The following is a 12,549-nucleotide window of genomic DNA, read 5'->3' on the forward strand; positions in this document are numbered from 1 at the left end:
AGAGGCAATGTCAGAAATAGCACCGAGGATGGGGTCGAAAGACCCACCTGATATAGACGAAAGTATTAGTCCAGTATGCACAATAAAAACTAATACTATGCGAACCTGAATGTGTAACTGGTCCGCGACAGCACCCGGTGCTCCGGGAGTCACCATTATTAATTGCCGACGGAGGTACCTGGATGGCGACCCGAAAGATCCCTGTCATTTCCTTCGATACAACGTCACTCGTCCCGCAAAACGTTCTTGCCGCCGCAGGGTGGGAGGTGCGGACGGCATCGACGGCTTCCGAGGCGAAGTCGCTCCTGCGCAACCACGACTTTTGCGCCGGATTGATGCTCTTTTCAGGCGCCTGCGATCTCCCCTGGGAGGCCGTCGAGGAGATCGTGCTGACCGACAAGTGCGTGGAGTGGCTCGCGCTGGTTCCCTCCTCCACCCTCCAGTCGCCGGAGACCAGCCGCTTCATTCGGGATACCTTCTACGATTTCCATACCTACCCGGTCGATCCCTATCGACTGCTGGCCATTCTCGGGCATGCCTACGGCAAGGCTGCCCTGAAGCGACAGGCTGAGCCGGAATCCGACGCCGACGGGCCGCAGATGACCGGAAGCTGCGCGGTGATGCGGGAAATGCGCCAGCAGATCCACAAGATGCAAGGCGACGACGCTCCTGTTTTGATCACCGGGGAGAGCGGTACCGGCAAGGAACTCGCCGCCCGGGCGATCCACCTCCTTTCATCGCGCCGGCAGGCCCCCTTCGTGGCGGTCAATTGCGGGGCCATCCCGGAAACCCTGGTGCAAAGCGAACTGTTCGGCTACGAACGGGGGGCCTTCACCGGTGCGCTGCGGCGCAAGATCGGCAAGTTCGAAAGTGCCGCCGGGGGGACCATCCTGTTGGACGAAATCGGGGACCTGCCGCTTTCCATGCAGGTGAACCTGCTCCGGTTCCTGCAGGAAAAGACCATCGAGCGGGTCGGTTCAAACCGGCCGATCCCGGTTGACGTGCGGGTCATTGCCGCGACCAACGTCAACCTGGAGGAGGCCGTGGAAAAGCGGCTGTTCCGCGAGGATCTTTACTACCGGCTCAACGTGTTGCGCCTGCGCGTCCCGGCGTTGCGGGAGCGGGGGCACGACATTGAGATCCTGGCCCGTACCTTTTTGGAGGAGTATTCCAACAAGCTCGGGCGGAAGGGGAAGCGTTTCAGCAAGAACGCGATTCGGGCCATGTACGACCATCCGTGGCCCGGCAACGTCCGCGAGCTCATCAACCGGATTCGGCGCGCCGCGGTCATCAGCGAGGGGCACCTGATCACTCCGGGCGATCTCGGCCTGGACGACCCGGATGTCGCCCAGGGGGCCCCCTCCCTGGACCAGGTGCGGGAGCGGGCCGAATCCGCGGCCATCTTGCAGAGCCTGCGGCGCAACATGAACAACGTCTCCGAGGCGGCCCGCGAACTGGGCGTTTCCCGGGTGACCCTCTACCGGCTGATCAACAAGTTCCATCTCGAGCAGCATGCCAGTTAGGTCCTGCCCCATGGTATTGAGATGCAGGAGGGATTTGCCATGTCGTATCGAAACTGGGTTATCGCATGCACCTGCCTGACCGGCGGGCTGCTGGCCCATCTCCCGGTCCAGGCCGGGCAGGCTGCCGCCGCAGGGGGGGCGGTCATCCCCGCAGCGGGCGAGAACGGGGCTTTGAAAAAGGGGGCCGTAGTCGCCGATCCGGCCCAAAAGAACGGGGGCGCCAAGCAGCGCCCCGCGAAGAAGAAGCGCCGCCCAGCGGCGAAAAAAAGAAAGGATGCGGTTCCCCCTGCGGCGGCCCAAGCCGCTGAGAAGACCGAGAGCGCCCAAAGCCAGCCGGCGCCGCCCGAGCCAAAAAACGATGTCTCCTCCGCAGGGGAAAAGCCGCGCGATGAGGGAAAAAAGAAGGCCGTGCTGGCGCCGGTAGTAGCCCAGCCGGCCGGGCAGGGTGAAGCCGCGGCGGCTGCCGCCCAGCCGCGCCCGAAGGTGGCGTCCGGCGAGGCACCAGCCGCAGCACCCGTCCCGGCGAAAAAGCCGCTCCAGGAGGGAGCACCGGGCCCGGCGCAAAAGCCGGTTCAGGAGTCGGCGCCGGTCGCTGCTCCGGCCAACCGCAACGAGCAGCCGGCCCCGGCAGCGCGAACCCAACTCGCGCAGCAAAAGGACCCGTCCAATGCCGATGCGCCCGCCGGTCCCGATCCTCGCAAAAAGGAAAAGGCGTCTCCCGGTGCGGTCAAGCCGGTGGTTACCAACGAGAACCGGGACCAGAAGGCGCCGCAGACCGTGGGCAAGCCCCCGGAGACCCAGAAGGCTCCCGCCATCGCGCCGATCTTCGATCAGCCCGGCGTGCTGACCCCCATCCGCACCCTGGTCCTGGAGCCCTCCTTCCAGTACCTGAACACCTCGTCGAACCGGGTCGCCCTGAGCGGCTACACCGTCATTCCTTCCCTTACCCTCGGGCTGATCGACGTCCGCAACGTGAGCAGCAATACCTACGTGACCTCGCTCGCCGCGCGCTACGGACTCACCAACCGGATGGAGTGCGAGGTGAGGGTTCCGTACGTCTACCGTTCCGACACGACCGCCACCCAGCCGAGCAACACCCAAAACCAGAGCACTCCCGCCTCCGTGTTCGTCGCCAGCGGCAACGACCTGGGCGATATCGATTTCGGGGTCCGCTACCAGCTCAACCGTCCGGAAAAGGGGGAAGGTCCCTATTTCATCGGCGGGCTGCGGGTCAAATCCGCGACCGGCAAAAGCCCCTTCGACGTCAAGGTCGACCCCAACGTGACCGGGCCCGACGGCGAACCGCTGGCAACCGAGCTTCCCACCGGCTCGGGATTTTGGTCCTTTCAGCCGAGTATCACCGGGCTTTTCACCTCGGACCCGGTCGCTTTTTTCGGCACCTTGAGCTACATGTGGAACCTCCAGCGGACCGTAGGCGGCTCCACGTTCGACCCCGGGGACACGGTCGGATTCAACGTCGGAGCCGGCATCGCGTTGAACGAAAAGGTCTCGGTGAGCCTGGGGTACGACCACGTGGTGCTCGGAAAGACCAAGCGAAACGGCATCGACCTCCCGGGGACCATGGTGACCCAGATCGGGACTCTCCTGATCGGCTGTTCCTACCGCTTAAATGACAAGACCAGTATCAACTTCTCGCTCGGTGCCGGGCTCACTCCCGCCGCCTCCAACGTGCAGCTGACCCTGCGCGTCCCCTACACCTTCAGCTTCTCGAAGAAGTGATTGCCGACTGATACGCCGTCCCTCCCTCCTTCGATGGAGTGGGCGGCGTAGGCAGAATAACCCCATCATCACCCCCACCTCCGCTAAAGCTTCGGCGGGCAAGCTGTCCGTCGCGAGATCGGACACCCTGGGCGAAGTGGCCCATCTTTCAGGCGAAGTTCCGTCTGGAAAAGGTGCCTTAGGTTCCCTCTCCTTCAAGGAGAGGGACAGGGTGAGGATGGGGGCATCGCGCACCCAGACGGAAAGAAAGCCGCCGTTCAGGCGTGCCTGGCTTTTGGTTTAGCTCGGAGGTATTGCGCTCCTACTTGGGCGGGGAGAAGGGCGGGGATTACAGGCAGAAGGGAGAACCGACGCAGCTCCGCCCCCCCCGGCACGTTTCAGTCGGAACTGCCGACGGGCGGGGAGGGCGCGGATGGGCGGGCGATCAGTGCCGGGAGTTGATCAGCTGCTGGTTCAGCACCGAGGAGAGGTTCATGTCCCGGTAGAGGCCGCGGACCGTGACGGTAGCGTCGATCTTGGTCAGGTTCTGGATCACCGCCCGGTCGAGGCTGTTCTGGATGAAGGTGAAGTTTCCCGCTGCCTGGGAGGCGAGGATGTTCGGGTCGACGCTGTTGCCGGCTCCGTTTTGAATCAGGTTCACGTTCCGTGAGCTTCCGGTCGCTGCGGCGAGGTCGGAGCTGCCGAGGTTGAGGGTGTTCAGCACCACGGGGATCCCGTTAACCATGATCGATTTGGCGATTCCCAAGGCGAACTCCACCCCGTTGTCGGCGACATACCCGCCGCGGATTTCGTCGAGCTCGCTGCTGCTTGCGTGCTTGCATTCGCCGAGCGGATCGTCCTCGGCATGGCCGCGCTGGGGCTGCATTCCGGGACCGGACAGCACCATCATACATACCGCCCCGATGACAAGCTGAATCCTGGTCGCGTTTTTCATGGCGCCCTCTCTCAATGGAAAAGGAAGGTTACGTTATCGAGCTCGGTGTTGGTCAGCCCGGCCCCGAGCGGCGCTTTTTCGCGGACGAGCCACTCGTTCTTCACGTTGAAGTGCCGGTTTCCCAGGTCCTTGTTGTTGCGCACCAGGAACAAGAGCCCGTTCCACATCGCTTCGAAATCCTTGCGTGGCATGCTGCGGGAACCGGCCGCCGGATCGCTCAAAAGGACCTCCGACGCGGATACCCCCTTGACCACCACGAAATGCTTGTACCCGTTGATATTGATCAGCACGATGGCGGGGACCCCGAGGCTCGCCAGTTTGTCGAGGTTCGCCTGGTACCCTCCGGCGCTGAAACCGTGCGCTTCCAGGTAGTTCTTGATATCCAGCAGCGAGAACCCCTGGGCCCGGATCTTTTCCTGATTCCCCTTTTCGAACATCGCATCGAAAACTTCCTGCTCGGTTACCGGGTGCTCGTAGTGGTAGGTGAGCAGGGTCGCCAGTGCGGCGGATCCGCAGCTGAAGTCGAACTGCTGCTGGATGGTGGAGCGAAAGCGCGCCTCCTTCATGCTTTTCACCTTTAAAGAAAATGCGCCGCCCGACGAGTCGACCACCGTAACGGTGCCGGCCAGTGCGGGCGGCGTAACAAGGAGAACGCATAAGGTGAGTAACGCTATGTCAGGTGGCAATCTCCCTCGCATCTTCCGTCCCTTTCATTTCACCCAAAGGTTCAGAATCATGTCGTTTTGAATGAGCACCTGGTTCCCCGAGTTCTGGATCACCGTGACGATGCCGGTTGCGTTGGAAAAGGCGTCCTGCGCAATCGAGTTGATCCCGGTGGTTACCGTGGAGTTCAGGGCGCTGAAGGAGTTGCCGCTGAAGGTGGCGCTGCTCCTCAGGTCGGACATCTGCGCGTTGAGTTGGTCGATCTGGGTATCCTGCCGCCCGTCTTGCTTAGCCAGCCTCTCCTCAGCGATCGGAGCCCCAAGGCTCGATTCGTTGATGAGGTCCCGCTCCTCTGAGCGGACTCCCTCTGATGATGCCTGACCTTGCTGCGGGACGATCGCCGCCCAGCAGACAAACAGCGTGGCAATCAGCAATTTTGTTGGGCTTCGCATGGTGTGCCCCCTGATCATAGAGATCCGGGAAAGGCGGCGGCCATCGCGGCCGCCGCCCGGAGAGTTATCCCCTTACTTGTTGATCTGCAGGTTGACCGACTGCTGGACCAGCGAGTTCAGGCCCGTGTTCTGGGACATGACCGAGATCCCGTTCGCGTTGTTCAGGGCGCCGTTGTCGAGAATGTTGTTCCCGGTTACCGGGCCCGCTTTCTTCGCGTAGTTCATGTTGTTGCCGGTCACCGCTCCCTGGAGGTCGCTGGTTGCGACTTCCACGTTCACGTCGGCCACGCTGATGTTGTTGGTGGTGTTATGCGAGTCGCTGGTCGTGGTGTAGGTGTCGTGGGAGTCGGAGGTGGTGTTGTGCGAACCGACGCTGTTGTCCACCGTCGCGGTCCCGCCGCTGGTCGCCGCCGCGCCGTTGCCGGTCACGGTGTTGGAGTTGTGGGAGTTGTAGTCGACTTTGCCGCCCTGGTTGGCCACGGCGCTGTTGTCGCCTGCGGTGTTGGTCACGTTGTTGCTGTTGGTGACCGAGGCGGTCCCGCCGGAGGCCGCAGCGGCGCTGCCGCCTTTGGCACTGATGTCGTTTTTGCTCAGGTCGTTGCCGTTGAGCGAATCGGTCAGGCTCACGTTGAGCTTGGTGGTGGTCGTCGTCGTCGTGTTGTTGGAATCGTTGGTGGAATTCACGGTAGCCGAATCGTTGGCCACGATAGCCTTGTTGTCGGCGGTGTTGTGATCGCTGTTGTCGATCGTGGTCGTTTTGTTTTCCGTGTCGGTTTTGGTGAAGGTGTTCACGCTGCTGTTGTTACCCTGATTGGAGTTGTCGGTCTTGGTGATGTCGACGTCCGATTTATTTTCGGTTTCGGATTTGGTGAAGGTGTTGACGCTGTTGTTGTTGCCTTGGTTAGAGTTGTCTTCCGACTTGTTGGTCGTGATGTTGGTGTTTTTGCTCAGGTTGTTGCCGTTGCCCGAGTCGGAGACCTGGGTTCCGGTGTTGTTGCCGGTGACCGTCTTGGTATCGGTGTCGGTCTTGGTGTTGGTGACCGAGGTGTTTTTGCTCAGGTTGTTGCCGTTGCCCGAATCGGAGACCTGGGTGCCGGTGTTGTTGCCGGTGACCGTCTTGTTCTCGGTATCGGTTTTGTTGATGTTGGTGTTCTGGCTCAGGTCGTTGCCGTTGCCGGAGTCCTTCACCGCTACCTGGGTACCGCTGTTGTTCCCGTTGGCTTCGGTTTTGGTGACGGTTTCGGTTTTGGCGCTGACATTGGTATTGCCGGAGTCAGAGGTTTGGGTCCCGGTGTTGTTGCCGGTCGCCGTGTTGTTGATGTTGGTGTTTTTGCTCAGGTTGTTGCCGTTACCCGAGTCGGAAACCTGGGTCCCGGTGTTGTTGCCGGTAATCGTCTTGGTGTCGGTGTCGGTCTTGCTCGCCTGGACGTTGGTCGAGGTGCTGTTGTTGGTCGAGGTGCTGCTGTTGTTGTTCTGATTGGAGTTGTTGGTTTTGCTCAGGTCGTTGCCGTTGCCGGTATCGGAAACCTGGGTCCCGGTGTTGTTGCCGGAGATCGTCTTGGTGTCGGTGTCGGTCTTGCTCGCCTGGATGTTGGTCGAGGTGCTGCTGTTGTTGTTCTGATTGGAGTTGTTGGTTTTGCTCAGGTCGTTGCCGTTGCCGGTGTCGGAGACCTGGGTGCCGGTGTTGTTGCCGGAAACCGTCTTGGTGTCGGTGTCGGTCTTGGACGCCTGGATGTTGGTCGAGGTGTTGGTGTTGGTGTTGGTCGTGGTGCTGCTGTTGTTGTTCTGGTTCGAGTTGTCCGGGACCTGGACCGTGTTGCCGTTGAGCGAGTTGCTCCCGAGGGCAGCCGAGGAGTCATTTGCGGAGGTCCCCCCCCCATCTGCTGCCACGTTGTCGTCTGCCATTACCGGTGCCGTAAGGCACAGCGCGAATACAAAAGCCAGCGATGCAACGATCCTCTCTCTTTGTTTCATGACTTGCCTCCTTGGGGTGAATGATTTTGGCAGGTGCAGCGCCACTTTATAACTGTTCAAGCCTAAGGGTAGCAATAGCCATGCCTACCATGGGATCTTGCCGGGAAGGCGCTTGATATCGGGCGTTTAGTGGCTCTGCAGCCGCCCGCCCGGCACCGGCCGGACCGGAGGTGGTGTACCGTTTATGAAACGGTCCGAGGGGCTCCGGGGATGGGTAACCGGGCCGGAGGGGGTATCCGCCCGTAACAGCTTGATCTTTTCCAATCGACCCGGTGGAATCCGACTGTAATAGCGGTATTACACCACGCCCGGAAAAATCCCTCATTTCTGCCCGGAAAGTCTTGGCTGGCGCATGCCTTGGTTCTCTTCCGGTAGCCGGTGGGGAGCCGGGATCGCTTGGTGGGCCTGCTTCTGCCCGCGCCGGGTAGGATTCCGGCCCGGTGGAAAAAACCACCCGGGACGTCGAACCGATGAGGCTGCCGAGTGCCGAAATCAGTTTCGGCTCCGCGCTCCGATTTTCTTTGTGAATTGCGGTTCCGAGCGTTCAATGTATTGAAATGAGCACTTTTTCGCGGTGGGCTTTGGTTGTGGGTAAAACGGGGGAGGTATGTGATGCGAAGGTGCCTGAAGTAACGCGACATATCGAGATCGCTGGACCAGGACGGAGAACGAATAGAATTACCAATCAAAAGTTTTCCAATAATACTTTCGTTCCCTAATACCATACTTACGTACTAAACCACGCTCGGCAAGTTCAGGGCCTGTCGGTTTAAAAAGAAACGCAAAAACATTCTTCCTGGGGTACGTGGAGCGTAGTCCCTTCAAATAGAATATCGGTTAACTGGAGCAGGACTAAACATAAACGGTGCGGGCAACCATCCAGTACCACAACGGCAATCCCCCCGGCCACTGCCGCCGGGGGGATCTTTTTGTTTGCCCTTCGAAGGATTACAGGGTTGGTCTCAGGGGGAGCCGCTGGCGCCTCGGCGGGGTTGTTTCCAGCGGGAAGTCGTGGACCATCTTGATCAGTTCCAGACGGCTCGTTACCTTGAACTTCTTGAAGATGTGGGACAGGTGCACCTTGACCGTCTGCTCGCTCAGGTGGAGCTCGTAGGCGATCTCCTTGTTCTTTTTCCCCTGGGCCAGATGCTGGAGGATTTCCCCCTCCCGCCGGCTCACGTTTTTCTCGTTGGTGCCGCGTTCCACCGTCTCGCGTCCCCGGAGCAGGGCCTGAACGTACCGGTTCCCGATCCAGACCTCGCCGTCGTAGACCAGGCGCAGTGCCTTCTTCATGAGCACCGGGTCCTCGTCGGTGGAAATGACCCCGCAGAGGCGGTACGAGGTGAGGACCTGCAGCAGCTCGTCCTGGGCCAGTCCCATATCGAGCAGGATGACCTTCGACCCGGACCAGCTCGATAGCCCCTTGAGGCAGATCCGCTCCTTGTCCGCGACGATGACGTCCACCGGGGTCGGTCTCCTTTCGTAGGTCGCGTCGTCGACCAGGAAGGAATCGATCTGGTTCCCGCGGGAGAGCAACGCCTGGAGCGCTGTCTCGATCAATCGGCTTTTCATGCTGAGCAGGATGTTCATAGCTGTTCCCGTTGGATGTCCCGCCTGTCGGCGCCTATCAGTCGGTGAGCCTTCCCTTCCGCTACCCTGCGTGTCCCCGTCGGGCTACCACCTTTGGCGATCCCTCCCCCAAACCGGTTACGGAAAGAGCACCGCTTCGGTGGCGGTCACCCCTGCGGAAGTTCCCCCCAAGAGCTCCACCGGCCTGAAGTAGGTAACCACAAAGGAGTCAGCCGCCGGGTGAATACCTTCGGCTATGACCAGGTGTACCGTGGCGAATTCGCCGACGCCGAACCCGGAAGCCTGGTTGTTAACCAAGGTGAAACGGAGGCTGCCGCTGGAAGTTGCCGTGGCGGGGACGTAGGTGATGAACCCGGCCGGGACGGAGGCGTCTGCTGCGGCTCCCCCCGAGGGGAGGATGGCGCCCGGGTCGAGGCTCCCTCCGCTGGTGAGCGGGTTCACCCCCGGCGGCAGGGCGATGGCGACCTCGATCCCGGACAGTTGGCTCCCCAGCGTTCCGGTGCACCCCAGGGTGACCGTGGCGCTTTGGGCCGAGGGGAGCACGGTGATGGAGAACGCGGCCAGGGAAGCGCTTCCGGTGGTGTTGGTGGCGCTGAGGATGATAGCGGCGGTGGTCCCGGCATTGGCGTTGGTCGGAGTGCCGGTCAGGGCCCCGGTGTGGGAGTCGAAGGAGGCCCAGGAGGGTTTGTTTACCACGCTGAAGCTCTGGGCGTCGGTGGCGGTCGGGACGAAGAGATAACTGTTCCCGACCACAACGCTGACGGTCGGGGTGCCGGATATGGTCGGCAGGGGAGGGGCCTGGCTCTGCCCCCGGACGTTCCCGCCACCGCCGCCGCCACCGCCGCAGGCCGTTACTACTGCCATAGCAAAGAGAAGGATCACCAGGCGGAAATGACTCATGGCATTAGCTCCTTATCGTTTGGGGGCCCCGGGAAGGGGCCCTCGGCAAAGGTTCGCGGTGGCGGTGCTACCAGGTCACGGCGCCGACGATGCGGCGCAAGATGATGATCACGTCGGCGATGTCGACGACGTTGTCGCCGGTCGGCTGGCCGGTCTCGGCGCTCAGTGGGGCCACGTCCGCAGCGGCGCTTTCTTCGGGGGTAAGGGTCAGTTTCCCCATCACCGCCTGGTACACCTTCAGGGCATCGGAGATATCGAAGCTGCCGTCGCCGTTGAGGTCACCCTTGAGCGGCTTCATGACCACGATATTTCTCTGCACCGTGGCGCGGTTTCCCCCCTGGTCGGTGGCGGTGACCACGACGCTGTACTGTTTTTCCGTCGCAAAGGTGAGCGTTTGCTCGAAGGTGCCGTTGGCCAGGGTCGGGGTGAAGCTAAGCCCGTCGACGGCGACGGTTACCGTGGTCAGGGTGTCGGCGTCCCCGGCGCTCCCTTTCAACAAGTAGGAGTGCCTGGTGATGGTGATGTCCTGCCCCGGATCGGTAATCGACAGCGACGGGCTGGTGCGGTCCGAGACGACGGTGCGCTTGGCGGTGGCGCTGTTTCCGGCCCGGTCGGTGGTGCTGACCGTGATGGTGTTGCTCCCGGAGGCCAGTTGGACCGTGGCGGCAAAGCTTGTGCCGGTCAGGGTGGCCGCCACCGGGGCTCCCCCGTTGACTGCGACGGATACCGTGCCCGCTTCGCTGATGGTACCGGTGACGGAGGCGGTGCTTGCCGAGGTGACGCTGCCGTCGGCCGGGGTCGCGATGGTGATGGTCGGCGCGGTGCGGTCGAGAATGATGGTTCGGCTGTCGGTTTTGCGGTATCCGGCGCGGTCGGTGACCTCCGCGGTGATGATGTTGGCCCCATCGGTCAGGGTGACCGCGTAGGTGAAGCTTCCATCTGGGTTGACGGTGACGGCGGTCCCGTTGATGGTGAAGCTATCCAGCCCGTTCGGGCACAAGACCGAACCGCTTACGTTCAGCGTGACGTTGTTGGTGATCGACTGGTCCGCCAGGGTGGAGATGGTCAGGGTCGGCGGGGTCGAGGTCGGCGGTGCGGACGTGGTCACCGCGATGGCGAAGGCGGGAAGCGCTGCGCTGCCGGCGGCGTTCACCGCGCCGATCCCGATGCCGGCATAGTTTCCGGCGTCGGCCGTCCCCGGGGTGCCGGAGAGGGTGCCGGTAGCGGCGTCGAAGGCGGCCCAGGTCGGCTTGTTGGCGATGGTAAAGCTCGTCGCGCCGGTGGCCGTCGGGGTAAAGCGGTAGTTCTCTCCCGCTGCGACGCTGGTGGCCGGGGTCCCGGAAATGGTCGGCAGCGGCGGCAGCGTGGAGACGACCGTGATGGAAAAGGCAGGGAGCGCCGTCGCGCCGGCGCTATTGACCGCGCTGATGACGATGCCGGAATAGGTGCCGGCGTCGGCGTTTTGCGGAGTGCCGGAGAGGGTCCCGGTGGCGGTGTCGAAGGACGCCCAGGACGGCTTGCTGGTGATGGTAAAGCTCGCCGCGCCGGTCGCGCTCGGGGTGAAAAGGTAGCTCTGGCCGGCGGTCACGCTGGTCGCCGGAGTGCCGGAGATGGAGGGGAGCCCGGCGCCGCTCGGTGCCTTGGTTACGATGATGTTTCTCTGCACGGTGGAGCTGTTCCCCGCCTGGTCGGTAGCCGTGGCGACGACGGCGTACTGCTTCTCGGCGGCAAAGACGATTGCCTGCTCGAAGGCGCCGTTGGTCAGCGCCGGGGTGAAGGTCTGGCCGTCCACGGCGATGGTTACCGTGGTGGCGGTTTCCGCGTCGCCGGCCGTCCCCTTGACCAGGTAGGAGGGCTGGGTGATGGTGACGTCCTGTCCCGGATCGGTGATCGCCAAAGATGGCTTGGATTGGTCCGAGATAACGGTGCGCTTGGCGACCGTGCTGTTTCCGGCCTGATCGGCCATGGTGACGATGATGGTATTGGTCCCGGCGGCGAGGGGGACGGTGGCGCTGAAGCTCGTGCCGTTCATGGCGGCTGCGGAGGGCGCCGCGCCGTTCACGCCGACGCTGACCGTCCCCGGTTCGCTCACCGTGCCGGCGACGGTGACCGAGGTGGCCGGGGTGATGCTCCCGTCGGCCGGGGCGGTTATCGTGATGGTCGGCCCGGTGCTGTCGAGGATAATGGTCCGGCGCTCGTTGGCCTGCAGCCCGGTGGTGTCGGTCAGGACGGCGCTGATGGTATTAACCCCTTCGGAGAGCGCGATCGCGTAGGTGAAGCTCCCGTCGCCGCTCACCGGGACCGAGGCGCCGTTCACGGTGAGGCTTTGGAAACCGTTGGGGCAATCAGCCCTTCCGCTGATGTTCAGGGTGGCGTTGCTGGTCACCGACTGGTCCGCCAGCATGGAGAGGAAAAGGGTCGGCGGCGTCACCGGTGTGGTCACCGTGATGGTAAAGGGGGCCAGCGCCGTGCTGCCGGCGGCGTTCATCGCGCTGATGACGATGTTCGGGTAGCTTCCGGCGTCGGCACTTTGCGGGGTGCCGGAGAGCGCGCCGGTGGTGCTGTCGAACGAGCCCCAGGAGGGCTTGCCGCTGATGGAGAAGCTCGCGGCGTCGGTCGCGCTCGGGGTGAAAAGGTAGCTTTGGCCGGCGGTCACGGTCGTGGCCGGGGTCCCGGAGATGGTCGGCAGCGGCGGAAGCGGCAGGGCGACCGTGATGGCGAAGGCCGGCAGCGCCGCCGAGCCGGCGGCGTTCGCCGCACTGATCACGATGTT

Annotated in this window: 9 protein-coding genes; 2 read left to right on the plus strand and 7 right to left on the minus strand. The window is 62.6% G+C overall.

Annotation, left to right across the window (positions count from 1 at the left end):
- Nucleotides 1–182 precede the first annotated feature (182 nt).
- Entirely contained in the window at nucleotides 183–1,523 is a 1,341-nt protein-coding gene (locus JFN93_RS24960; RefSeq protein WP_199387110.1) for a sigma-54 dependent transcriptional regulator, read from the plus strand.
- A 39-nt stretch (nucleotides 1,524–1,562) separates the two neighbouring features.
- Nucleotides 1,563–3,263, plus strand: a complete 1,701-nt coding sequence (locus JFN93_RS24965; protein WP_199387111.1) for a transporter — start codon at nucleotides 1,563–1,565, stop codon at nucleotides 3,261–3,263.
- A 424-nt stretch (nucleotides 3,264–3,687) separates the two neighbouring features.
- Here JFN93_RS24965 and JFN93_RS24970 read toward each other — a convergent pair whose 3' ends face one another.
- The 7 genes from JFN93_RS24970 to JFN93_RS25000 form a co-directional block, all read right to left on the minus strand.
- The gene (locus JFN93_RS24970; RefSeq protein WP_199387112.1) at nucleotides 3,688–4,197 is read right to left on the minus strand and encodes a hypothetical protein; all 510 of its coding nucleotides are present in this window, start codon (nucleotides 4,195–4,197) and stop codon (nucleotides 3,688–3,690) included.
- A gap of 11 nt (nucleotides 4,198–4,208) precedes the next feature.
- Nucleotides 4,209–4,763 carry a C39 family peptidase gene (locus JFN93_RS24975; protein WP_236021970.1) on the minus strand — a complete coding sequence of 185 codons (555 nt, stop codon included), beginning with the start codon at nucleotides 4,761–4,763 and terminating at the stop codon, nucleotides 4,209–4,211.
- A 144-nt stretch (nucleotides 4,764–4,907) separates the two neighbouring features.
- Nucleotides 4,908–5,312, minus strand: coding sequence for a hypothetical protein (locus JFN93_RS24980; protein WP_199387114.1), 405 nt, complete (start codon nucleotides 5,310–5,312; stop codon nucleotides 4,908–4,910).
- Between the two features lie 72 nt (nucleotides 5,313–5,384).
- A complete protein-coding gene (locus tag JFN93_RS24985) occupies nucleotides 5,385–7,286 on the minus strand; it encodes a beta strand repeat-containing protein (protein ID WP_199387115.1) in 1,902 nt (633 codons plus the stop codon).
- Nucleotides 7,287–8,234: 948 nt separating this feature from the next.
- Nucleotides 8,235–8,876 (minus strand): helix-turn-helix transcriptional regulator, encoded by a 642-nt coding sequence (locus tag JFN93_RS24990; RefSeq protein WP_199387116.1) that lies wholly within the window; start codon nucleotides 8,874–8,876, stop codon nucleotides 8,235–8,237.
- Nucleotides 8,877–8,993: 117 nt separating this feature from the next.
- Entirely contained in the window at nucleotides 8,994–9,776 is a 783-nt protein-coding gene (locus tag JFN93_RS24995; RefSeq protein ID WP_199387117.1) for a putative Ig domain-containing protein, read from the minus strand.
- 67 nt (nucleotides 9,777–9,843) lie between these two features.
- Nucleotides 9,844–12,549: putative Ig domain-containing protein (locus JFN93_RS25000; protein WP_199387118.1), on the minus strand; the 2,706-nt coding region annotated here is incomplete at its 5' end.

It is taken from the genome of Geomesophilobacter sediminis, from assembly GCF_016458275.1.
GTDB lineage: Bacteria > Desulfobacterota > Desulfuromonadia > Geobacterales > Geobacteraceae > Geomesophilobacter > Geomesophilobacter sediminis.

Excerpts from the sequence above, each read along its gene's own strand:
- JFN93_RS24960 (WP_199387110.1), top strand. The coding sequence starts at position 183 with ATGGCGACCCGAAAGATCCCTGTCATTTCCTTCGATACAACGTCACTC.
- JFN93_RS24965 (WP_199387111.1), top strand. The coding sequence starts at position 1,563 with ATGTCGTATCGAAACTGGGTTATCGCATGCACCTGCCTGACCGGCGGG.
- JFN93_RS24970 (WP_199387112.1), bottom strand. The coding sequence starts at position 4,197 with ATGAAAAACGCGACCAGGATTCAGCTTGTCATCGGGGCGGTATGTATG.
- JFN93_RS24975 (WP_236021970.1), bottom strand. The coding sequence starts at position 4,763 with ATGAAGGAGGCGCGCTTTCGCTCCACCATCCAGCAGCAGTTCGACTTC.
- JFN93_RS24980 (WP_199387114.1), bottom strand. The coding sequence starts at position 5,312 with ATGCGAAGCCCAACAAAATTGCTGATTGCCACGCTGTTTGTCTGCTGG.
- JFN93_RS24985 (WP_199387115.1), bottom strand. The coding sequence starts at position 7,286 with ATGAAACAAAGAGAGAGGATCGTTGCATCGCTGGCTTTTGTATTCGCG.
- JFN93_RS24990 (WP_199387116.1), bottom strand. The coding sequence starts at position 8,876 with ATGAACATCCTGCTCAGCATGAAAAGCCGATTGATCGAGACAGCGCTC.
- JFN93_RS24995 (WP_199387117.1), bottom strand. The coding sequence starts at position 9,776 with ATGAGTCATTTCCGCCTGGTGATCCTTCTCTTTGCTATGGCAGTAGTA.